This is a genomic window from [Brevibacterium] flavum (assembly GCF_019317305.1).
Lineage (GTDB): Bacteria > Actinomycetota > Actinomycetes > Mycobacteriales > Mycobacteriaceae > Corynebacterium > Corynebacterium glutamicum.
Genome location: NZ_CP079240.1, coordinates 1,073,749 through 1,092,748, shown reverse-complemented (window position 1 = coordinate 1,092,748; position 19,000 = coordinate 1,073,749). Strand labels below are relative to the sequence as shown.

Annotated in this window: 28 protein-coding genes; 9 read left to right on the top strand and 19 right to left on the bottom strand. The window is 52.5% G+C overall.

Annotation, left to right across the window (positions count from 1 at the left end; genetic code table 11):
* Nucleotides 1-3: 3 nt before the first annotated feature.
* The 15 genes from KW808_RS05315 to KW808_RS05245 form a co-directional block, all read right to left on the bottom strand.
* The gene (locus KW808_RS05315) at nucleotides 4-1,629 is read right to left on the bottom strand and encodes a terminase large subunit domain-containing protein (RefSeq protein WP_230622915.1); all 1,626 of its coding nucleotides are present in this window, start codon (nucleotides 1,627-1,629) and stop codon (nucleotides 4-6) included.
* A complete protein-coding gene (locus KW808_RS05310) occupies nucleotides 1,550-1,969 on the bottom strand; it encodes a hypothetical protein (RefSeq protein WP_003860134.1) in 420 nt (139 codons plus the stop codon). The genes KW808_RS05315 and KW808_RS05310 overlap by 80 nt, the downstream gene beginning before the upstream one ends.
* Before the next feature lie 127 nt (nucleotides 1,970-2,096).
* Nucleotides 2,097-3,326: an AAA family ATPase gene (locus tag KW808_RS05305; protein ID WP_230622914.1), complete on the bottom strand. Its 1,230-nt coding sequence runs from the start codon at nucleotides 3,324-3,326 to the stop codon at nucleotides 2,097-2,099.
* 82 nt (nucleotides 3,327-3,408) lie between these two features.
* The gene (locus KW808_RS05300) at nucleotides 3,409-4,020 is read right to left on the bottom strand and encodes a hypothetical protein (protein ID WP_144290617.1); all 612 of its coding nucleotides are present in this window, start codon (nucleotides 4,018-4,020) and stop codon (nucleotides 3,409-3,411) included.
* Nucleotides 4,021-4,353: 333 nt separating this feature from the next.
* Entirely contained in the window at nucleotides 4,354-5,388 is a 1,035-nt protein-coding gene (locus tag KW808_RS05295; RefSeq protein WP_003860128.1) for a hypothetical protein, read from the bottom strand.
* 499 nt (nucleotides 5,389-5,887) lie between these two features.
* Nucleotides 5,888-6,229, bottom strand: coding sequence for a hypothetical protein (locus KW808_RS05290; RefSeq protein ID WP_003860125.1), 342 nt, complete (start codon nucleotides 6,227-6,229; stop codon nucleotides 5,888-5,890).
* A 449-nt stretch (nucleotides 6,230-6,678) separates the two neighbouring features.
* Nucleotides 6,679-7,533 carry a hypothetical protein gene (locus KW808_RS05285; protein WP_003860121.1) on the bottom strand — a complete coding sequence of 285 codons (855 nt, stop codon included), beginning with the start codon at nucleotides 7,531-7,533 and terminating at the stop codon, nucleotides 6,679-6,681.
* A gap of 157 nt (nucleotides 7,534-7,690) precedes the next feature.
* A complete protein-coding gene (locus tag KW808_RS05280; protein ID WP_003860119.1) occupies nucleotides 7,691-8,026 on the bottom strand; it encodes a hypothetical protein in 336 nt (111 codons plus the stop codon).
* 12 nt (nucleotides 8,027-8,038) lie between these two features.
* A complete protein-coding gene (locus KW808_RS05275) occupies nucleotides 8,039-8,266 on the bottom strand; it encodes a hypothetical protein (protein WP_003860118.1) in 228 nt (75 codons plus the stop codon).
* Nucleotides 8,241-8,537, bottom strand: coding sequence for a hypothetical protein (locus tag KW808_RS05270; protein WP_003860117.1), 297 nt, complete (start codon nucleotides 8,535-8,537; stop codon nucleotides 8,241-8,243). The genes KW808_RS05275 and KW808_RS05270 overlap by 26 nt, the downstream gene beginning before the upstream one ends.
* Nucleotides 8,538-8,540: 3 nt before the next feature.
* On the bottom strand, nucleotides 8,541-9,170 hold the full coding sequence (locus KW808_RS05265; protein WP_003860116.1) for a hypothetical protein: 630 nt from the start codon (nucleotides 9,168-9,170) through the stop codon (nucleotides 8,541-8,543).
* Between the two features lie 121 nt (nucleotides 9,171-9,291).
* A complete protein-coding gene (locus KW808_RS05260; RefSeq protein ID WP_003860115.1) occupies nucleotides 9,292-9,600 on the bottom strand; it encodes a hypothetical protein in 309 nt (102 codons plus the stop codon).
* On the bottom strand, nucleotides 9,597-9,830 hold the full coding sequence (locus KW808_RS05255; protein ID WP_003860114.1) for a hypothetical protein: 234 nt from the start codon (nucleotides 9,828-9,830) through the stop codon (nucleotides 9,597-9,599). The genes KW808_RS05260 and KW808_RS05255 overlap by 4 nt, the downstream gene beginning before the upstream one ends.
* Nucleotides 9,830-10,078, bottom strand: a complete 249-nt coding sequence (locus tag KW808_RS05250) for a hypothetical protein (protein WP_003860113.1) — start codon at nucleotides 10,076-10,078, stop codon at nucleotides 9,830-9,832. Before KW808_RS05250 ends, KW808_RS05255 begins: the two co-directional genes overlap by 1 nt.
* The gene (locus KW808_RS05245) at nucleotides 10,078-10,323 is read right to left on the bottom strand and encodes a helix-turn-helix domain-containing protein (protein ID WP_003860112.1); all 246 of its coding nucleotides are present in this window, start codon (nucleotides 10,321-10,323) and stop codon (nucleotides 10,078-10,080) included. Before KW808_RS05245 ends, KW808_RS05250 begins: the two co-directional genes overlap by 1 nt.
* 157 nt (nucleotides 10,324-10,480) lie before the next feature.
* On the opposite strand from KW808_RS05245, the gene KW808_RS05240 reads away from it, so the two are divergent.
* Nucleotides 10,481-10,831: a hypothetical protein gene (locus KW808_RS05240; protein ID WP_074495795.1), complete on the top strand. Its 351-nt coding sequence runs from the start codon at nucleotides 10,481-10,483 to the stop codon at nucleotides 10,829-10,831.
* A 32-nt stretch (nucleotides 10,832-10,863) separates the two neighbouring features.
* Here the strand turns inward: KW808_RS05240 and KW808_RS05235 are convergent, their stop codons facing one another.
* The 3 genes from KW808_RS05235 to KW808_RS05225 form a co-directional block, all read right to left on the bottom strand.
* The gene (locus KW808_RS05235; RefSeq protein ID WP_003860109.1) at nucleotides 10,864-11,433 is read right to left on the bottom strand and encodes a hypothetical protein; all 570 of its coding nucleotides are present in this window, start codon (nucleotides 11,431-11,433) and stop codon (nucleotides 10,864-10,866) included.
* A 173-nt stretch (nucleotides 11,434-11,606) separates the two neighbouring features.
* Complete coding sequence (locus KW808_RS05230; protein WP_003860106.1) at nucleotides 11,607-11,774, bottom strand: hypothetical protein; 168 nt, start codon at nucleotides 11,772-11,774, stop codon at nucleotides 11,607-11,609.
* Between the two features lie 24 nt (nucleotides 11,775-11,798).
* Complete coding sequence (locus tag KW808_RS05225; RefSeq protein WP_003860104.1) at nucleotides 11,799-12,053, bottom strand: hypothetical protein; 255 nt, start codon at nucleotides 12,051-12,053, stop codon at nucleotides 11,799-11,801.
* Between the two features lie 145 nt (nucleotides 12,054-12,198).
* On the opposite strand from KW808_RS05225, the gene KW808_RS05220 reads away from it, so the two are divergent.
* The 8 genes from KW808_RS05220 to KW808_RS05185 all read left to right on the top strand — a co-directional run bounded on the left by KW808_RS05220 (nucleotide 12,199) and on the right by KW808_RS05185 (nucleotide 18,664).
* Nucleotides 12,199-12,708 (top strand): helix-turn-helix domain-containing protein, encoded by a 510-nt coding sequence (locus KW808_RS05220; RefSeq protein ID WP_003860102.1) that lies wholly within the window; start codon nucleotides 12,199-12,201, stop codon nucleotides 12,706-12,708.
* Nucleotides 12,698-13,096, top strand: a complete 399-nt coding sequence (locus KW808_RS05215; protein WP_003860100.1) for an ImmA/IrrE family metallo-endopeptidase — start codon at nucleotides 12,698-12,700, stop codon at nucleotides 13,094-13,096. Before KW808_RS05220 ends, KW808_RS05215 begins: the two co-directional genes overlap by 11 nt.
* Nucleotides 13,097-13,127: 31 nt before the next feature.
* Nucleotides 13,128-14,702, top strand: a complete 1,575-nt coding sequence (locus KW808_RS05210) for a hypothetical protein (protein WP_003860098.1) — start codon at nucleotides 13,128-13,130, stop codon at nucleotides 14,700-14,702.
* Nucleotides 14,703-14,803: 101 nt separating this feature from the next.
* On the top strand, nucleotides 14,804-15,949 hold the full coding sequence (locus KW808_RS05205; protein WP_003860097.1) for a site-specific integrase: 1,146 nt from the start codon (nucleotides 14,804-14,806) through the stop codon (nucleotides 15,947-15,949).
* Between the two features lie 108 nt (nucleotides 15,950-16,057).
* Nucleotides 16,058-16,225, top strand: a complete 168-nt coding sequence (locus tag KW808_RS05200; RefSeq protein WP_003860094.1) for a hypothetical protein — start codon at nucleotides 16,058-16,060, stop codon at nucleotides 16,223-16,225.
* A 158-nt stretch (nucleotides 16,226-16,383) separates the two neighbouring features.
* Nucleotides 16,384-17,373, top strand: a complete 990-nt coding sequence (locus tag KW808_RS05195) for a hypothetical protein (RefSeq protein ID WP_144290619.1) — start codon at nucleotides 16,384-16,386, stop codon at nucleotides 17,371-17,373.
* Complete coding sequence (locus KW808_RS05190; RefSeq protein WP_003860088.1) at nucleotides 17,363-17,869, top strand: hypothetical protein; 507 nt, start codon at nucleotides 17,363-17,365, stop codon at nucleotides 17,867-17,869. Before KW808_RS05195 ends, KW808_RS05190 begins: the two co-directional genes overlap by 11 nt.
* Before the next feature lie 321 nt (nucleotides 17,870-18,190).
* Nucleotides 18,191-18,664, top strand: coding sequence for an excalibur calcium-binding domain-containing protein (locus KW808_RS05185; RefSeq protein ID WP_003860086.1), 474 nt, complete (start codon nucleotides 18,191-18,193; stop codon nucleotides 18,662-18,664).
* A 72-nt stretch (nucleotides 18,665-18,736) separates the two neighbouring features.
* Here the strand turns inward: KW808_RS05185 and KW808_RS05180 are convergent, their stop codons facing one another.
* Nucleotides 18,737-18,988: a hypothetical protein gene (locus KW808_RS05180; RefSeq protein ID WP_003860084.1), complete on the bottom strand. Its 252-nt coding sequence runs from the start codon at nucleotides 18,986-18,988 to the stop codon at nucleotides 18,737-18,739.
* Between the last annotated feature and the right edge of the window lie 12 nt (nucleotides 18,989-19,000).

Below are 19,000 nucleotides of genomic sequence, written 5' to 3'. Positions count from 1 at the left end.
CTTTCACCACGTAATGGAGTTGAGTTCGTCGGTTGGTGAGATGGTGTTTTCTGCAAACGAATTGCTGTCGATGAATCCAACATCTGCAGGAGGTGGCGGAGGACTATCAAGGTTGTCGAGCGCCCACACTGCATTTGTCATTGAGACGAGCGGGGTGATGTCACCGTCTGATTTTCTGCGAGCCCATGCGATGCCGCTATCACCGATTTCACGCAATCGTGCGACGGTGATGGCGTCAATGATTCGCTGATCGCCATCGTGTGAAAACGTTTTGTCGTCGATGTGTTGCAGAAGACCATTAGTTCCTGACGCCACACGAGATGGCGTCATAAGTTCAGGCTCGATACCTTTCTTCTGTAACGGTCTGATCAGGGCTTCGGCTGCAGACTTCGGATCAATCACGACGGCAAGTGGATCGTTGAGGTCTACTGCTGACACGATGAATTTCACGAGCGTTTCAATGTTGGCTGGCCCGTGATAGCCGAGCTGTCCGTGAATCTTTGACCCGGCGCGGACTGCGACGCTGATTGCTGCGGTGCGGTCAATTCGATCATTGGAAAAGTCAACTGCGAGGCATGACTCGCCTGTCGGTGCTGCATCGAGGTTGACCAGTTCATCAAACCTGTCGAGGTCAATGACTAAGAGGTCGTCCTCAGCAAGTTGGTTGAATTCGAAGTAGTCGCCGATGCCCAGGGCTTCGACGTCGAAAGATTTTTGGCCGCGCGGTGAGTTCATGTTTCGCATGAGGTTTTTAATCTTTCGATCATTCTTCAGCACTCCAAAGGATGGGTTCGATAGCTTCCACGTCAGTGGATTTTCACGACCAGGGTTATCGTCCGGCGCCCTATATTCTGCTAAGTAGATTCCCGGATCTTCGCCAGAAAGCGCCAGTGCTCTCAACGATGAAAGCTGGACACCGTTTTGGTGAGCTGCTGATTCTTTATCGACGGCTGATGACGCATAGATAACCTGAGGATCCTTGGCCACATCTTGCGTTGGGCCAATGGATGCTACTTCATCATCAGTCGTGTCAAAGGCTTCGTCGTAAATCAGGGTGTCCACTTCATCAAGACCACGGCCAGCTTTGGGAGACCTCGTGCGGAACACGACCTGGCCGTGCTTTGGGTTTCCTTTGGAATCCAGCCGTGGTCGTTTCGCATTCGCGGGGCCGCGCAAAATGATCTTGGCTTCGCCTTGAGAGTTGTTGATCTTCTTCACGCGTTTGGCCAATGACGGTCGCATCTCGATCATCTTGATCAAACGCTCTGCAATCGGCTGCGCACTCTTCCACTCATGAGCTGTGTAAAGAATCGTCTCATCCAGGATGAACACTCGGTAGAGGATGATGTCTACCAGAATTTCGGACTTCCCATTTTGCCTCGGGACAATCAAGATACACGTCTGATGCACCCACGTGCCAGCCGGAGTCTTCATCGAAATCCCCAGCACGTTTCCGCACTGCCATGGCAACAACGATGACCCGGCGCGACGGCCAAGCTCAACGACTTCGCGCCCTTCCCGGTCGTCGCCTTCAGCCATGACTAAGTTCTCAGGTTCCTGGCGGCCCGTCAGCGTAGGCCATTTCTCCAAGCCCATCGAGAACATCTGCATCTGTGCTGACGTAGGCATCTGGCCACCTCGCTTTAATGGATCCAATGAGCTGGCGGAACACCGTCAGACTTTGACGGGCTTCGGATACAGCGCTATCAATCCGGAGTGTGAGTGTCTCTCCGGTGCTTTTGACTATTTGTGCCCACGTGGTCTCGTCGCCTGCGATGATCTTTTGTAGTTGATCGAGGCGGTCTCGTTGTCGGCCGGCTTCTTCACACAGTGCGATGTCGGCAAGGTCCATGCCTGGCTGGACTAGTGCCTCGTAGACAGCTCGCCCAGGTGCTCGGAGTCCTTCTCCCATACCGACATCGGCTCCAGCTCCCAGAGATTCATCAGCGGTTTGAGGTTCAGTCTCCATCGTTGGCTCCTTTTCATGCTGTTATCGCTCTCAGTTTCGAGACCTACAAAAATGGGCTGACTGGGCGCCGAGGACGGGTCAGGCCGGATACCGGTGGATATTTTTGGGTAGGCCCTCATTCGAACATTCATTTGCTGGATGTTGGCCACGAGAAGACCGTTGCAGCGTCGACGTGAGCGTCGTTGTTTTCGCTATCAGGCTTCGTCGCTGAGGGCTTTAGAGCGGGTCGTTGATCGTCCCTATCCCCTGCTTGCCTTGAGCTGTTACAAGAGAAATGAAGGAGCTTGTCTGCTATGAGGCCACCATGTGCTCTGGCTTCTCCATGGTCAGCTGCGAGGGGCAACCCATCGAAGTTGCGGGTCTTATCGTAGAACATAGGTTGACCGCACCACCAGCATGGCGTGCCATCGATATGAACAGCTATCAGCCTTGCTCTCTGCTTCTGATGATCCCAGCCAAGACCGCGTTCAGTCGTCGTCTTCGGCGTGGCCACCGCAGGTTGCCGGTCGTACCAGGCGGCCGCCACCGGCAGCATCACCCGTGGCCGCATCTGCTTGACCCGCTTCATCACCACGTCCTTGCCGGGGTCGACCACATGGATCGTGGCACCCATCGACTCGTAGCGAGCCAAGGTCGAGGCGGCCGGGGTCGAGTGAATAAGCCAGACGGTGACGTCCTGCTTCATCGCTGCCTCCAGGGCTGCGAGCCTGGCCGCCTTGGTCACCGCCTTGATCTGCCTGGTGTGCTCATGGTTGTCAGCAGGTTCCCCCGCCAGCGCGTTGGCCAGCAGGTCGTAGTCCAGGACCACATCACCAGCGCGGGCATGCTCACGAACGAAAGTGGACTTCCCAGCAGCAGGTGGGCCCGTGACCACATGTAACGTGGCCCGGCCTCCCGATACCTCAATGTCATCCTCATCGATGCCATCTACGACCGGATCGAAGCTGGTGATGATCTCCGCATCATGTGGCCACGAATGCCGACGGGCGTACCAGGAGGTCACCTGATTCTTCCGATACCCAGGGCGACCAGCAGCACACCGCTCCAAGGCCACAGCCTCACCGGGGTCAATCACCACAAACCGAGCACCATATGCCCGGTACTTCCGCTCGAGTTCAGCCGAGAGATTCGAGTGAATGATCCACACATCGCGCGTGGCCACCAACTTCAACGCTTCCTCAATACCCGCCTCACGAGCTGACTTCGACACCTTCTTCACCGCAGCCGCATGCGAATGCTTCGCCGGAGGCTTACCCGTCAAGGTGTTGGTCAGCGCATCAGAATCAAACCGTAGATCACCCGGCTTCGCGACGGTGGCCACCCACGTGGACTTCCCCGCCGCTGGAGCACCTGTCACAACCGTGAGGATGATGACCACCTCCAGACATGACAAAACCCCGAGCAACAATTAACTGCTTCGGGGTTGGATCTATCGAGCGTCAGCTTACCTCCTCTGGTGGCTGAAGTGGTAAAAGTTGCTGTCTTGCCTGCTCAATCACATCTTCAAAGCGAACAAGTAAACGCCCATCCGGAGTCTTCTCAGCTGGAATAACCCCCGCAGCAATCCACGATTGAACCTGCCACCTGCTCACCTTCATGCCTGCTGCTTGAACCCATCGCACAATCTCACGAGCAGTGCCGCTTCGATCTCGAACATCACGAGACCACGGCGAGATCCCAGGAACATCAACCACATCAATCAACAACCCGGCGATACCAAGCAATTCCTCCGTCATCCGCTCAAACCACGGAAGATCCAGTAGCAATGGTCCAATCTCACGGAGCCAATCTGTGCGAAGAAGAACACTGCAAGAATCCAGCCCCGAAACCTTTAATGTTCGCACCGCCTCCGCATACCACTTGCCAACGATCTTCTCGACGTCAACTTTCAAATCCACAATGCCTACTGCAAGCGGAGGGCGTGACCCCGGAACCCCTGAACCCATCCTCTCACCACCTACATTCTGAGCTGGAGTCAGAAGATCATCAAGGAGTCCAAACCTCTCCCGAATGTCATAAAGAGCTTGTCTAAAAGAATAAAGATCATTCATCACTAAAGACCTTTCTAAAAAGTTAAAGGTAGGTGGTTCTTAAAAGCTCGCCCGTCCCGTCCCGTCCCGTCCCGTCCCGTCCCGTCCCGTCCCGTCCCGTCCCGTCCCGTCCCGGTTCCTAGGAAACGACCTCCACCTCGCCTAGGCGAGAATTCACTGGCACCAATCCGGTTTAAGGCATGACAAAAGAAACGACGTCAAGATTAAATCTCAAAACGAGTGGAACAGGTCACTGAAAATTCAGTACAACTGTTCCACCTGCAACATCGGTTCAAGCTGGAAAAATAGGCTACTTTGGCTCAGTTCTGTCGAGCAGGTCTACAAGTAGCCCATTTATCGGCGGCGAACACGACGACGGCGTTTCCGTGCGGGGTGAAGATCCTGCACATTTGCGGACTCCTGATCGCGCACGTGCGATCGTGATGGAGGCTGCGGATCTCGCTCTGGCTGGTGGCCAGATAGTTCCTGGTGCTGGTGAGTAGCAGTGGATATAGAAGAGGTCGCCGAGCTGGCTGCCCGGCGCGGTTGTGCCTCTTGCGCTGCTCGACCTGTGGACTCGACCTTTAGGGAGTCCGTGGACTCGACTTTGTGGGAATCCGAAGGGAACTGCGGGGAACTCTCTGGCTGGCGGCCAGTTGTCCCTGAAGGCGGGGTGGACGGTGATTTAGGGGCCGTTGCCCTGCTGGCGGCAGGGGCCGGATGGGCCTCAACCGAATCTGTTAATGGATTCGGGATTCCCATTTGTTTAGCTGTTCGGGCTGTGATGGTTGGCCAGCGTTTTAGCTTGTCGAGGATCCAGTCGTCATAGATTGGGTTCTCGGGTGGCTCCATCAGTGGTAGATCTGATTCTGAATCGTCGGCAAATGCTCGGGCGCTGTTGGCGCCGCGTGATGCTACGACGTAGTTGTCGGGGGTTGTTGGCTCATCGGGTTCTCGATGGTCGTAGGTTCCTCCGTTGTCGTTCTTGGTGTCTCGGAAGTTGATTTGCTCGCCGGTGTATCGGCATTCTGCTCCATCGCGTAAGAGGACGGGGACGATTAGTGAGCCGTTGTTTCGGTCACGTTTCCGCTTTGCGTCCATGATTTTCTTGTTGCGTTTGATGATGTGGAAGAGGCCTTCTTCATCATCTATGAGCTTGTAGACTTTTGATTCGTCTTCGGTGATGTCTGTGAGGACTCCGATGTTGATCATGATGTCAATGAGTGGTCGGGCGCGTTCCATGCCGAGCTCGCGGATTGCTGCTCCCCAAGGGACGATGTAATCGCTTTCGGTTTGTGCACTCCATTGTGCGAGTGCGAATAGTGCTCCTTTGACCTCGATTTGGAGACGTGGGTCTCCTGCATCGGCGGCAATCTCCGTGAGTTTCATAAACGACGGGTGACTGTTTGCTCTGTCGGACCATTTGACCCATGCCATTAGACATCACTCCCGGACCGGGGCTGGCTAACAAGCTGTGGGTGCATTGGATTCCTTCAGGGGTTAATAGTTGGTGGAGAGGTGGGGAGCGTGATGGCGGTGATGCAGATTTCATGTGCTCTCTACATCTCCAGGGCTTAGCTCGGGTGTGTTGGTGCTTTGGGGCAGGTTCATGGTGTTCTCCTTCGATACAAGGCCTTGAGGTGGTGGGGCTTTGTGTTTACTCGGATCGTTTTGTGGGTTTTGCCAAGCTGCATGAGCTCCACATATTCAGCTGTTTTGGAGGAGTTCCGATTTTCTTCTATGAGTTCGGCGAACTCAGAAAGCGCCTCTTGAAGCTGCCGGACTGCTCGATTCCACTCCTCAACTAACGGTTGGAGAGCTTCAAGAAGATCGTCTAGAGCTTGGCCTATCGCGTATCCAAGGTCCGCAAATTTGATGCGTCCCTCGTTCATCGATAGCTCCGAAGGTTGACGCTTTCGAACTCTTTCGACATCTTTTCGGCGTCGTCTTCGCTGAAGTCCAGTCCCAGACGGTCAGAAATTTGCAGCACTGCGCTCAGGTCAATCCCTTTGAGATATTCCTCTGCAACCGCACGGTGTGTTTCATCCTCTACGGAATCCACGCTCACGATCTGCAATGAGGCAAGATCAGCTGGCAACTTCGGCGTCACCATCAAGGTTTTCGCGACGCGTAGCGCCAAGTATTTGATGTCCTTTTCCGGGACACTCTCCACGTCTCCGGAGATCCAATCGCAAATCCGTGAAAACGCTGAGCACTCTGAAATATTCATGACTTCTCCTACTCAATTTGTTTTCTTTAAGTCCGGGGAAAACCTCGCAAAGATGGGGTAACAATCTCTGCACAGCCCCTCCCCTACATGCGGCTTCCGTCTTTTATCTTCACGATTGTCGTGAACCATTTTTTGGGGAAGAAGACTCTCTCCACACCCCATGCAGACTGATTGAAGCTCTCTTCGAGGTTGTGCCTTATATCCGACATCGGAGTATCTCGCGGCAACTACTCCATCGATCGGGATTCCCTGTATTTCGTGGTCAGACAGCATGCGCTCACACTCACGAATCAATGGACAGCGTTGACATGCCACGCGAGCTTTCCTGTGCCGGTTAGCCATCGCTTCAGCTGATTCACGCGGTCGACGTGACTCCCACAAGGACGGAGAATCAGCTGCGGCCTCAAAGCCGGGTTGAGCGCACAACCCATTGAACTGCATACCGCTACCTACGTTGCAGAGGTGGGATCTGCTCCCACGATGCGAAGACTCGGAATTTCTTCATTCACGTCGACATCTGTAGCTTCTGGTTCTTCCTCGGAAGGCATATCGAAGAGTGGCTCATCATAATCGGCGCCATGATCCTCATCATCGAAACTCGGTGCCTCTGATTGCTCAGCATTGTGTGGCTCTACTGGCTTCGGGATTCGTGCCATAGAGGTCGCAGGGCCGCAAAGAATTGAGGTTTTGGCTTGCTGGGTATCGCTCTCAATCTCCATGGCTTGAAGAGAGATGTCCGCTTTCAAGATGCTGGCTACTTTTACGATCCGATTGATTTGATCAACGGATACCTGCGCCATTGCATCTAGTGGAAATGATGCCGATGGATCAACTACGTCAGCCACATTATCTGGTAGCTCATCAGTCGTATTTCGGAATTGCTCCAGTGGAGAGAGCCCCTTAACATCTAGTTCGTCAGCACGGGAGTATCGCACTTTTTCAGCGCTGAGATGCACCGAATACATCGGTTGATCCTCCAGTTCAACACCTGCATACGACTTCGTTTTAAACACTTGCAGGACATCTTCAACTTGTTTCTTTGTCAACTCAAAACCCCGGTCACGAGGATAATTTTCTGGTGGCACGTCTATCCACTGAACTGGGACTTCAATCGCAAGTGCATGATTTGGTACCAACGCCGAGACAATCACCTGCTCAGAATCAGTATCAAGATTTACTCTGATCGTGGGGTGATCCTTGTCAGTGAACTGGATCGCTGCTTTTAACGCCGCAAGCCATGACCATGCGTACACGACAATGGTTGATTCTTGTTCAGTGCTCACGGTGTGCTCTGGTGAGGTCATCTTCCTTGTCCTTTCTTTAGGTCCTCAATGAGAAATAGTTGGTTAGATGCAGGCGCTTTCTCCGGTTTACGGATGATCCATTCAGCCAATTGGATCTTCCGCTTGTCTGGAAGCTGGCTCCACAGCCGGTCTGCATCCTCGGCAGTTATGGGGTTACTCATCGCGACTTCTTTGCTTCATCAATGATTTGCTTCATCTTTGACTTCACACCCGCAGGTATCGGGGCACCTCCACCAACAGAGCGAGTACCGCTACACACCGCCTGGTGTGCCAAGAAAAGCAGCTCACCGTCGGCGATGGCCTCCACACGCTCATGGATTGTCAGGCCGACTGCCACCCGGCGCGCGGTGCCGTCTGGTCGGTGGGTGACTCTGAGTGCGAAGGTGCCGCGTTTGGTGTCTGATCCTGGGTCGAGTGGGATGAGTCGGCCGGCTTCGGTGTGGATCCAGAAGATTGGTTCTCCGCAGAATTTACAGAAGTGTGTTCCGGCCATTGGTTTCCTTTCTTAGCGTTTTGATCTTCGTTTGAGGCGTGCGAGTTCTGTTTCGCGGTGTTTGAGGATTCGTTTGTGGGTTTGCGTGATGACACTCGAGAGCTCTTGGTATAGGAGCTCTTCATCGACGTTGAGGCCGATTGCGGTCCAGGTGGCTGCGATCTTGTTGATGAAGTCGTGTGTGGCGTCATCGATGGCTAGCCATGCTGCTGTCTCATCGTCGTGAGGCGTAGAGGACATCGTCTTCCTCCTCTTCGATGAGGAGTCGGTTTTTGGATTCGAGTGCGGCGATTCGTGCTGGTGTTGATTCCAGTTTGGTTCGCATTTCCTCGAGGTCATTGAGGAGTTGTCTGTGGTCGCTGATTTCTTCCTCGAGGTCATTGAGGTCGTTATCCATGGCGTGGTTTGCTTTGCGTAATTCTGTGATCCAACCTGCGAGGTGCCAGATGCAGATGCCATAGATGACGGTGACAGTCAGGAGCAGGAAGTACAGGAGTGCGATGGTGCTCATGGTTTAGATCTTTTCTGCGAGTTTGAGTGAGTAGTCGATCGCTCGGAGTGTGACGTCGGGTTCTTCGTCGAATTTCTTGAGTCCGCGTCTGAGGTGCGTTCTGATCTTTCGGATCCGGTCTTTCAGGTCCTCGTTCTTGCGGAGCAGTTCTGCTTCGATATCGGTGAGTTGGTCTTCGAGGACTGCTGGCTCATCGATGGGGTTTGGTTGGGCAGGTGCAACTTGAGGTTTCCGGAGGTCCTCGATCATCTTCTTCTGCTTCTGGACTAGCTCGAGAAGGTTACTGTTCTCGGTTTCCATGCGAGATTGTGCGGTTTCAGCAGTTTCTCTCGTCTTCTGAAGGTCTTGTTCAGATGCACGAAGCTTCTCATCGGCGATGTGAGCTGCAGTGGTGTGATCTTTGACCGCTTTCTGCAGCGTCTGAATCGTGGCCTGGGCGGATTCGAGCTCACTGATCACCGATGATTTAGGGCTTTGAGGTTCAGGTGGCCGTTTTTCAAGGTCTTCCATGCGTGTGGCGAGGTACTCGATTGCCCCTCTGTTCTCGATGCGTTCGGCAGCGTAGAACGCCATCATCGTGGTCGCAGCATCAACGACGTCTTCCAAGACATCGTTGCGTGATAGGTCGGTCATAGTAAACCTCCAAGGATCAGAATTATAAGAACAATGAGTAGTGCGGTGATATGCCATCGGAAGGGGGCAATGCCCGCCCACGTTGGTGGTTGTTGGCGTCGGTGACGTCCTGGACGAGAGGTCATCGCTTCCTCCTTGAAGAGGCCGCTGAGGCAACAGTGATGCGATCTGCGATCAAGCCGACCCATACGACACCGGAGCCATCGCTTTCCATCTCAATATCGATGTGCGGCACCAAATCGGCCGGCAGAGAATTGCCGTTGATCCGAACATCGCCATGTGACCCGTTCGACGCTGTGGCCACCTTGATCATCGTCTGCTTGACAGGCGAAGAATTCGTTACTTTTGGCTGTTCAGGTTTCGCTACTCGTTCCTCAGGTTGAGGTGCTTTCGGAGTGGTTTTCTTAGGCATGTTTGCTGGTGTGGTCATGGGATTTGGTCTTCCTCAATTGGTTTGTGGACAGCTCGAATGGTGGGATACCCGATCACGCGGGGCAGCTCTGGACGAACTGGGTACTCAACTGTGATGGCGGTTTCGGTATGGAAAAGGATCCTGGCTGGGGTATCCACTCTCGCGGTGGTGATCCAAGTGAATCCCTCATCGATGAGGCCAATGAGCTTTTCTTGATCAAGTCGTTCCCGAATAGGTTTCGTAATCATTAGGTGTTCGCCCTCGCCTCTCGCTCGCTATGATCCTGGGCATCAGCAAACTGCAAGAGCTGCTCAGCAAGACGCCTTAACCTCTCCGACGGAATATCCTCATCTTTCGACAACAAGCAACTGCCTGCATCACTGACTGCAAAAAGCACAATCTGCTTGGATCCAGCGATCTTCTTCCACCTACGAAGACCCGCGCTCAACGCACTGGTCATCATTTGGGCTTCGAGGAACTGAGAAAATAGATTCATTACGCCGCCCTCCTGGTGCGTCGACCGTCCACCATGAACCGAGCTGCATCACGGATTGGAATTCGCCACGCTTCACGAGGAGCCTTCCGGCGCCTGGTCTTGATCGACCCGTCATCGCACCAACGGCGGATCGTCTCAGGATGATGACCTGAAATCTCAGCCATCTGCTTGACCGTGAGAGCAAGCGTTCTGGGATGGACTTCCTTGATGATTTCGACGGCTTCATCAAGTTCTGACTGCGTCATGCTAAAATCTCCTTAAACTTTTCAAAAGGTTTTGTTCCTGCAGTGTGGATTAGGCGTCCGCTGCAGGTTCTTTTTTTATTTGTGGCCCGCCTAGACCTGTGCATCGCATTTGCTTCAAACGCCTGTGCCTGACGATGTTTCGTCGTACTCTTCGGATATGACCGAAAAAACTTTCACCCTTGACGTCAACGGATATACATACGAGTTGCCCTTCTGGACGTACCCCTGGGTCAAGCAAGCCATTCGAGATCTTCGCGAAGGTGGTGTACCTCTTCGCCTTATAGGACCCGGCACGATGGAGCTGTGGATCGATCACAGTCATGATGTTGATTTCATCTTCGCTGATCCCTTTGATCCCGAAATCCCACAAGGCCTTACGAAGAAGCAGTTTCTGGAGTACCAAGACATTTTTGACGGTAAGTCGGAATACGGTCATCGTGTCCTTGACATCCACGAGGATGACGGGGAGCCTATCTTCATCGAACTCGACGACCCTGACATCCGCTAGCGGTGCACCTTTCACCCTCAACCGAGTAAGCATCACTGGGACCTCCGCTCTGCTGAATTATGAAGCGGGCCTACTGCATCAGATCGGAATGGAAGATCGAGTCCCATGACCTGGTTCGACAACTCACGCTGGATGTACGACTGTCGCGGATACTCTTCCACTGGATCCTCGACGACAGTTACTGTGACTTCACAAAGCTGATCATCGGTGTGAGCTCCGCCAGAAGCCTCACCTTGATCAGATGAATCCTCTGGCTCCAGGGCGTCACCATCGGGAGCAGGCTTTAGAATGGCGGACGAATCTTCCCATTCACCAAGGTCAACGCCTTGGAATCCAAGCTTGCCCAACGCAAGACCTGCTGCAACAGATAGCTCATCTGTGGATGCTTCCTGATGATCCACCATCTCGGTGATGATAATTCGGCCATTAACCACGCGGCCGATGCGGAACGAGTACATGCCACCGATGCGGGGATTCGGCGTAGCCATCTCCCATGCTTGGATACGCGTGTCCCACTCGATCTCAAAACCATCGACTTCATAGGTCGGCGCGAACATCTTCACCTTCGGTGCCCGCACGATGCGGATACGTTGTTCTTTCATTTCTCTATTCCCAACTCTCTATGTCTTTAGCGGATATGCTCCTCAGTAGGGTTGCTACCTAGATAAGGAGGTGAATTGAATGAACCTAAATGACTTTGACTACTCTGGAATTTCTGCTGACGAAGCAATCAATGGCCGCGTCTCAACGCTCATTAGCTCTTGGCATGCAGTTGCTAAAGAAGCAGATTGACGGACTTGAGCTGAGGATCAATCTCAAGTAGTTGATCCACCAATGCCCGCTGGGCATATGACCCACTCGCATACTCTTCAATTGGAATTTCGATGGTGTCCCTTGGTGTGTCTGCACTGAGGGACTCATCCCTATCCTGAAAATCCTTCATTTCCCTCTTCTCCTCCCGGCGCGGTTATGCCGCAACGTCTTTGACTGTTCCTCGGTCAATTCGGTCTGCCACTTCGAACGCGTCATTGAATTCGACTGGCAGGTTTCGAATCACCGCAGCGATGAATCGTGGTCCTGCTTCGGCGAGCCCTCTGGCTTGTCGACTGATCGTCGAGGGCTGACATCCGATACGCTCAGCCAGTCCAGCTAGACCTCCTGATTCCTCGAGCGCATTCTTGATCCAGTCCTTTCGGACCAGGATCGTTGCCAGTTCGGCCATTGAACCCTCCCTGTTTGTAGCTACACAAGCACTGTTTGTTTGTGAACAATTCTTAAGTTACATGATTGTTTGTTTGTGCGCAAGGGATTGTTGGATTGTAGCTAACTATTGCATATTTGCGCGTGCGCAACTATGGTTATGTTTCATGAAAGAGACCCGATGGTGGAAGTTCGTTCAAGACCTAATTGGCCAAGACACCTACCGAGATGCCGCAAGAAAAGCAGGCTTTGACCAAAGCGCCTTTTCTCGATGGAAGCGTGGCGCAGTGGCAGACCCTGCCTTTGTTCTGAAACTTGCTCGCGCCTACAACACAAATGTGCTCAACGCCTTGGTGGAAGCTGAATTCATCACTAAAGAAGAAGCTCAGCTCAAAGAGGTGTCTGCGAATACGGATCCCCGAGCAATTCCCCACGAGACGATTTCATCTGAGGTTGAACGACGACTCCTGCAACTAAAGGCACTGGAGTCGGACGAGCGCCAATCAAGCTCCAACGTCAGCTACCTACCCAACCGCGTCGAACACTCGGGGGCACCCGATGTCGACACCGACAACTACGGTGAAGACGCTGACTCATTCGAGCCAGAGCGCTATGTCGCAAAGCGGAAGAAACCTGAACCTAGCTTGGGAGATGATGATTTCGGAGATGGAGCTTAAACTCGATCAACTCGCACGTGAGCTGAATGTGCGAGTCCTCCCCGACCTTTCCGGCGAGCTAAACGCTACGGACATTGCAGGCTGGTTCCCCCGCTCCCGGCGCGTCCTCTACCGGCTAGGAATGTCTTTTTCTGAGACCATTTGTGCTATCGCACATGAGCTAGGGCATGCAGCCTTTGGGGACGAATACTCCGAAGACCTCCTCAGAGATAGCCGTCAAGAGGTGCGAGCGGATCGATGGGCAGTGGGCGTACTCATAAGCAAATCTGCGTACGAACACGCTGAAAGGATCGTAGGATCACATTCAGGTGCGTTAGCAGCAGAGCTGGACGTCACTGTGGAATTCGTAGACATTTGGAAAAGTCTCCACGAAAAGGCCGTTATTTAATAAGCATGCCCCTACTAGAAAGCTGGAAAATATGGGAATCTTTGGACCTGACTATCCTCTGTGGGGTGTCTCCAAGAGCTTCATCAAAGGCAGGGCTTCAAAGCTTCAGCCTTACTACTCTAACCTGCGCCAGGTGGTAAACACTCTTCCGATGGATCCGGACGAAGGGGTGTACTTCGATGCTGAGCTAGTGCCCGAGCGGGACAATCCTGAGTCACCGTTTTCCATCTCCTTACGGTGGAACGGATTTACTCTTGGCTATATGTCGACGCGTGACTCCGTCGACTTGTTTCCCGAGATCTCTCGAGTTGCCTCTTCTGGATATACTCCGACGACTCCGGCAAGGTTATGGGGTTCTCCTGCACAGGATCGTTTTCGGCTTGATTTTTCGAAGCCGAAGGCGGGTAGTGCGGTTCCGTTAAATGGCCCACCTTCGGAACCGTTTGTGTTGATGCCAAATGGTGCTGCATTGCAGGTTCAAGGTGAAGAGAATCATCTTGATTTCTTAGCGCCGTATGTTCCTCCGAGTGGATCGGGGCGTGTGTTATTGACCTTAGTGAAGCCTGAAAAGTCTGAGGCATACGAGGTTTTGCTTGATGATCATGTGGTCGGATCGTTGACGGCTGTGACATCGAAGAAGCTGGCGGAACCGTTTGATCGGTTTACGGAGCGCGACTTGGGCATTGGTGTACGTGGGAAAATCGCGGGGAATGATCTTGACTGTCAACTAACAGTGAATGTGGCGCGGGCGAATGAATTCACGCAGGAGGATCTTCAGGCTTCGGAAACTGTGATGCCTGAGTTGAAACCTTTTTCTACTGACGGGTACCCGCTACCGGTGGTGTGGGGTGAAGACGAACCTGATTGGTCCTTGATGGTGTGGCCTGATGGGACCATCGTGGAGGATGACGTTTCTTCAGTTGCTTCTGAACCCAAACACATCCAGCAGAACGAAGCGGACAAAGCTGCAACCATCGATCAATATTCCCATCCTGAAATACCTTCGCCACCTATCAAGGCCGCTGAACCTCAACAAATCCAAGAACCTACAATTGAGCCATCATCTGAGCCTGCTGAAGTGCCGGTCTATCATCAACCATCACAGTGGCAAAGGCAACAGCACACCAACGAGTCATTTGTTTCACCCCATCAGAACACTCCATCTCTTGAGGTCCCGGTCACTGGCTCTCCGAAGCCCGTTGCGAAGTGGAAGCCAATTCTCGCTTGGGTCGGAATTGTCTTCGGCATCATTGGTCTCTTAAGCTCGCTCACCTCTGGGGACCTCATGGAAACGGTAGGCGGATTCTTCATCTCTCTATCGATGCTTGGTCCCGGAGCCTGGTGGGTTTACTGCAACTCACAAGACAAGAAGACCCTTGAGTTGCATACCGAATCATTGAAGAAGCACTATGAGCTCTCAAACCTCCTGAGAGAAACTGACCCTACAGTAGCTGCTGGAATGACCCCACCGGAGCAACCAAAACTTCAGTCTAGGCGTTGGCCAGTAGTTGCTGCTGGAGCTGTAATCGCGATCTTCATTGGTGGATTACTTGTGCCAACAGAAAGCGAGATGCCTGCAGAGAGCTCAATTGAATCTACTGAATAAGTAAAGACCCTCCACACCTGACAGCTTGGCGGCAGAACAGGTGAAGAGGGGAACCATCCAACCATCACTAATGACAATCAGACAGGATAAGTGTATCAACTATGGGCAGCATCAAGCCCTACGAAACAGCCAAAGGCACCCGATACCGGGTCCAATACACCGACGCAGACGGAGCACGCCGCCAAAAACGCGGCTTCCTCACCAAAAAACAAGCCGAAACCTGGGATATCGACAACTCAGCAGCCCTCCAAAAAGGCTCATGGATCAACCCCGAACTCGGCAAAACCACCATCGGCGAACTATCCACCACTTGGATCGCATCACTCAACCACCTCAGCGAAGGCACCGCCGAAGTCCAAACATCAATCTGGCACACACACGTCGAACCACGATGGGCCACAACCGCCATATCCACCATCAAGCCAAGCTACGTCCAAGAATGGATCTACGGCATCGACCGCTCAGCATCGATCGTTCGCCAGGCACACTCATGCCTCGCCCAAATCCTCGACATCGCCACACGAGACCGACTCCTCCTCGACAACCCAGCCCGCGGCCTGAAGCTCCCCCGTAAAGCTAAAAGCCCACAAGTCTTCCTCACCTTCACCCAAATCCGACGCCTCGCGGAACTAGCCGGCACCAAAGGTGTCATGGTCTGGATCCTCGCAACCGTCGGCCTACGATGGGGAGAATTCGCAGCACTTCGGCCACGTGACGTTGACCTTGTACGCGGACGATTCCAAATCGACAGAGCCGTTCAAAAAACCACAAAGCATGGCCTCATCTTCGCCGAACCTAAAACCCACGAACGCCGCTCCGTCGCAGTCCCCCGCTTCGTCTGCAACCTCCTGGAGCCAATCCTCGCAGAAATCGACGACCCCAACGCGCTCATCTTCCCCGCCCCACGAGCAGGAGGACCCATGCGCACACCTGGACACGGAGGCTGGTTCGAAAAGATGGTCAACGAAGCACTCGCCGAAGGCACCCTCCCCGAACGCATCACACCACACGGCCTCCGCCACGTCGCTGCCGGCCTACTCGTTAGCGCTGGCGCCCACGTCAAAGCCGTCCAACGACAGCTTGGCCACAAGAACGCAGCCATGACACTAGACACCTACGCGTCACTGTTCGACGGCGACCTTGACCATATCGCCGAGACGATCGACGCCATGAACCTCGACGAAGCAACATCACCAAAGCAAGACGACCTAGACGTACCCGACCCGATGGCACTCGCCGTTGTCTAACCTCTTTATTTCGTGGTGATAATTCGCACAATACGTGCTTTTATCACCACGAAATAAAGTTTCACTTATCCGGGAACCAAACGGACAGTTTCGGAGTCTAACCTCAATATGATCTTCCTAGACAACGACGACGACTGGATCCTCGCACGCACCCGGCGCGAACTCGCAGAGTGCCTGCTCGCTTACCTTGACCTTGAACAGCTTGATGGTCTTCTTCGGCTCGCTGCCGCTGCTCTTGATTGCAGTATCGATGACCTTGCCTTTGTTGAAGAATAGTAAGTCTCGTCTAGCTAGATCTACTTAGCCCCTTTTCCCGCACTTCAGGTTCCCCGACCACAAAAAGGGGTAGTCCTGTTTATTCCTGCGTGATCCTGCCTATTGTGTAATACGATTTTTGCTACCTGTTTTCACAATTAGTTAGCGAGGAAATCTAAGTGCCACGACGTAATCTCACTGCAACCAAAATTTGGGTTCATCCACGAAGGAAGGTAAGTACCCTAATCAAGCTAGATGAGATTCCCGGAAAAGATGAACAAAAGCACGATTATCTATCGCTTTTTTATGGGTTCGCTATGGAAGTCACACATTCCCACCTTCACAACTCTCAAAGAGAACAATGGACAAATGTTCTTGATGTTCCTGCCCCCAGAGGTCGAACGGTCCTCATTGAAACTGAAACTGGAAAGTACGGAGAAGAAGGCACTGCGGTAAACATCAATACAGGCCTCAACGATTTTGCATACAGTGCAGATCATTCGATTCAAGTACGCACTCATGGAATGCTCGTGGTCCCTAAAGGCGAACAATATGCAATCCTCTTTCAAGAACGATCAAATGGCCGGTGCGGAGTTGGACGTCTTCATGAAGTATTCGTAAAAAGATTCCAAAGCACTTTTCCCAAGCTGATGGTCAAAGCAACTCCCGTATTGGAATCTGAAGCTTGGCTCGATGCCGCAGAACTAATGGAGATTCAAGTCGAGGTGACAAAGCCATCTTCAGATGAAGCCGACTTTGATATTCCGGCACTTTCACAAGCAACCTTCTCATATAACATTCGACCATCCAGTGATCAAAAGGCGCTGCCGAGGAAAATTTATGATCAATTGATGGGGCGCAATATCAAACCAGGACAGTTGATCGGGCTCTCAAAAGGCACTGAAACAGGAAAAACGATTGTCACTTTCGCCAAAGATGGCAGACGCAAGAGTTTTGAACTTCACCATGAAAATCAGCCGGTCGCAAGTATTCTTCTCACAGATCACGGCGAAGATGCCCTTACTCAACCGCTAATCCGTGGTCGATGTATCGACGAAGCAGCCGAATATTTCCCCATGATGGGCATAGAATGGAATGAGAAAATGGCTCACGGAGACTGGAGCCAAGATCAATTAGATGTGAGGACGGTGAAACCGGATGACGAATAAACTTAGTCCCATACCGGTCATAAAGTCTCACTTAGATACACTTCGCGATGCCCAAACTAATAAGGTGATGATCAGTGATTATGCAACCTCGTATGGCATTCCAATTATCTTCGGTGGGTACTCATGGTGGCGTGAATTTCAAGCCAAAGATGTAGGGTCATTCCTAGGTGGTATCGCGGTCTTTGCTGCATTGCTTTTCGCACTTGTCGTGTTTGTTTTTCAATTAAGGATCACTGCAGGAAATGATCCTCGGACAAGTGATAAGGACCGTCTCTTAAAGCTTCTTGACCAACTTTTCGCCAATGTGAGTTATGCGGTTCTAATCGGCTTGGCAACTACTTTCCTCGGGATAGTCTCAATTTGGCTTACCGATGAGGAAACTGGTGCACCGGTATGGCTCAGCGTATTTCTCGTTATCGCTGTCACCCACCTCGTTTTGATAATCATGATGTGTCTAAAGAGAATTAACTCTGCCTACAGGCGATTATCTAAATAGCTTTCTGCTCCGAAGATTTTAGACTCGAGCCAAAAATGAGCCAAAACTAAGGTTTTATCAACGTTTTGCCTGTTCAGAACAATAACGCTCTAGGTTCGAGTCCTGGTGGGGAAGCTTTTTCATTCCCTGACCTGCTGATTCTTTCAGCGAGTTGGGGATTTTTTGTTTAAAACGGCTTGAGATGTCGTGGAATCGTCGTGGTTTTTGAAAGCCCCCGATTAGGGTATGTAGCTAGAGACGACAGACACAGAAATCTTCAGCCACGCGAACCGAGTGATAGCACACTTGAACATATCGAATTCTCTACCAGCTCGAGGCGTCATGACTCTCCCCACCCCTCCACATTCCACCAAAGGCAGTTCAGGCCGCATGAAACGAATGGCCCTTATCGGCTCCTCGCTCATTATTTCCATGGGACTTATTACTGCGTGCGGTTCGGCCGCTGCAGAACCCGAAGCCCCTGCACCAACAGTTACCGAAACTGTAACAGCCACGGTGACAACCACAGCTAAAGCCAGCACGATCACCTCGACAGTGACGGAAACTACCTCCGCGGAAGATATTGCCCAAGAAATTGTGGAACCAGCGGCCGTGGAGGAACATTCAGAGCCTCAGGTAAATACGCCACAGCAGTTTGCGGCCATCCCGGAACCTGCACCGGCGGTTGCACCAGCTCAAACGTATTACGCCAACTGCGCGGCAGTTCGTGCGGCGGGTGCAGCTCCCCTTTATGCGGGATCACCTGGATATAGTTCCAAGCTTGATCGCGAGGGCGACGGAATTGCCTGCGAATAAATAGGAATAGTTAAAAACACCCCGCTACCAATTAATAAGGTAGCGGGGTGTTTTATTTAACTTTTAAGTGTCTTATGCAGCCAAGAGGTGGCTCGGGCGGGTAGCGGCGATGGTGCGCAGCTCTTCAACCGCTTTCATTTCAATGAAGATTTTGCGGAATCGGTTGATTCGGCCTTCATATCCTTCTGCAATGCTATCCAGGACACTGTCTACAAAGTGTGCCTTCAGTTGGTTGTCGAATCGTGCATGCAGGTCTTCTCGGACGCTCCACAGATAATCGTGGCTACGCTCGATACGGCTAATTTCCTGATGAATGCTCTTCACAGTGCTTCTTCC

What these genes read in the sequence shown, in the direction of transcription:
- KW808_RS05290 (WP_003860125.1), bottom strand. Translation starts at nt 6,229, where the DNA reads ATGAATATTTCAGAGTGCTCAGCGTTTTCACGGATTTGCGATTGGATC.
- KW808_RS05185 (WP_003860086.1), top strand. Translation starts at nt 18,191, where the DNA reads ATGACTCTCCCCACCCCTCCACATTCCACCAAAGGCAGTTCAGGCCGC.
- KW808_RS05200 (WP_003860094.1), top strand. Translation starts at nt 16,058, where the DNA reads ATGATCTTCCTAGACAACGACGACGACTGGATCCTCGCACGCACCCGG.
- KW808_RS05210 (WP_003860098.1), top strand. Translation starts at nt 13,128, where the DNA reads ATGGGAATCTTTGGACCTGACTATCCTCTGTGGGGTGTCTCCAAGAGC.
- KW808_RS05285 (WP_003860121.1), bottom strand. Translation starts at nt 7,533, where the DNA reads ATGACCTCACCAGAGCACACCGTGAGCACTGAACAAGAATCAACCATT.
- KW808_RS05255 (WP_003860114.1), bottom strand. Translation starts at nt 9,830, where the DNA reads ATGATTACGAAACCTATTCGGGAACGACTTGATCAAGAAAAGCTCATT.
- KW808_RS05230 (WP_003860106.1), bottom strand. Translation starts at nt 11,774, where the DNA reads ATGAAGGATTTTCAGGATAGGGATGAGTCCCTCAGTGCAGACACACCA.
- KW808_RS05240 (WP_074495795.1), top strand. Translation starts at nt 10,481, where the DNA reads ATGACCGAAAAAACTTTCACCCTTGACGTCAACGGATATACATACGAG.
- KW808_RS05260 (WP_003860115.1), bottom strand. Translation starts at nt 9,600, where the DNA reads ATGACCACACCAGCAAACATGCCTAAGAAAACCACTCCGAAAGCACCT.
- KW808_RS05280 (WP_003860119.1), bottom strand. Translation starts at nt 8,026, where the DNA reads ATGGCCGGAACACACTTCTGTAAATTCTGCGGAGAACCAATCTTCTGG.
- KW808_RS05265 (WP_003860116.1), bottom strand. Translation starts at nt 9,170, where the DNA reads ATGACCGACCTATCACGCAACGATGTCTTGGAAGACGTCGTTGATGCT.
- KW808_RS05190 (WP_003860088.1), top strand. Translation starts at nt 17,363, where the DNA reads ATGACGAATAAACTTAGTCCCATACCGGTCATAAAGTCTCACTTAGAT.
- KW808_RS05220 (WP_003860102.1), top strand. Translation starts at nt 12,199, where the DNA reads ATGAAAGAGACCCGATGGTGGAAGTTCGTTCAAGACCTAATTGGCCAA.
- KW808_RS05215 (WP_003860100.1), top strand. Translation starts at nt 12,698, where the DNA reads ATGGAGCTTAAACTCGATCAACTCGCACGTGAGCTGAATGTGCGAGTC.
- KW808_RS05310 (WP_003860134.1), bottom strand. Translation starts at nt 1,969, where the DNA reads ATGGAGACTGAACCTCAAACCGCTGATGAATCTCTGGGAGCTGGAGCC.
- KW808_RS05235 (WP_003860109.1), bottom strand. Translation starts at nt 11,433, where the DNA reads ATGAAAGAACAACGTATCCGCATCGTGCGGGCACCGAAGGTGAAGATG.
- KW808_RS05225 (WP_003860104.1), bottom strand. Translation starts at nt 12,053, where the DNA reads ATGGCCGAACTGGCAACGATCCTGGTCCGAAAGGACTGGATCAAGAAT.
- KW808_RS05275 (WP_003860118.1), bottom strand. Translation starts at nt 8,266, where the DNA reads ATGTCCTCTACGCCTCACGACGATGAGACAGCAGCATGGCTAGCCATC.
- KW808_RS05270 (WP_003860117.1), bottom strand. Translation starts at nt 8,537, where the DNA reads ATGAGCACCATCGCACTCCTGTACTTCCTGCTCCTGACTGTCACCGTC.
- KW808_RS05205 (WP_003860097.1), top strand. Translation starts at nt 14,804, where the DNA reads ATGGGCAGCATCAAGCCCTACGAAACAGCCAAAGGCACCCGATACCGG.
- KW808_RS05245 (WP_003860112.1), bottom strand. Translation starts at nt 10,323, where the DNA reads ATGACGCAGTCAGAACTTGATGAAGCCGTCGAAATCATCAAGGAAGTC.
- KW808_RS05300 (WP_144290617.1), bottom strand. Translation starts at nt 4,020, where the DNA reads ATGAATGATCTTTATTCTTTTAGACAAGCTCTTTATGACATTCGGGAG.
- KW808_RS05250 (WP_003860113.1), bottom strand. Translation starts at nt 10,078, where the DNA reads ATGAATCTATTTTCTCAGTTCCTCGAAGCCCAAATGATGACCAGTGCG.
- KW808_RS05315 (WP_230622915.1), bottom strand. Translation starts at nt 1,629, where the DNA reads ATGCCTACGTCAGCACAGATGCAGATGTTCTCGATGGGCTTGGAGAAA.
- KW808_RS05295 (WP_003860128.1), bottom strand. Translation starts at nt 5,388, where the DNA reads ATGAAACTCACGGAGATTGCCGCCGATGCAGGAGACCCACGTCTCCAA.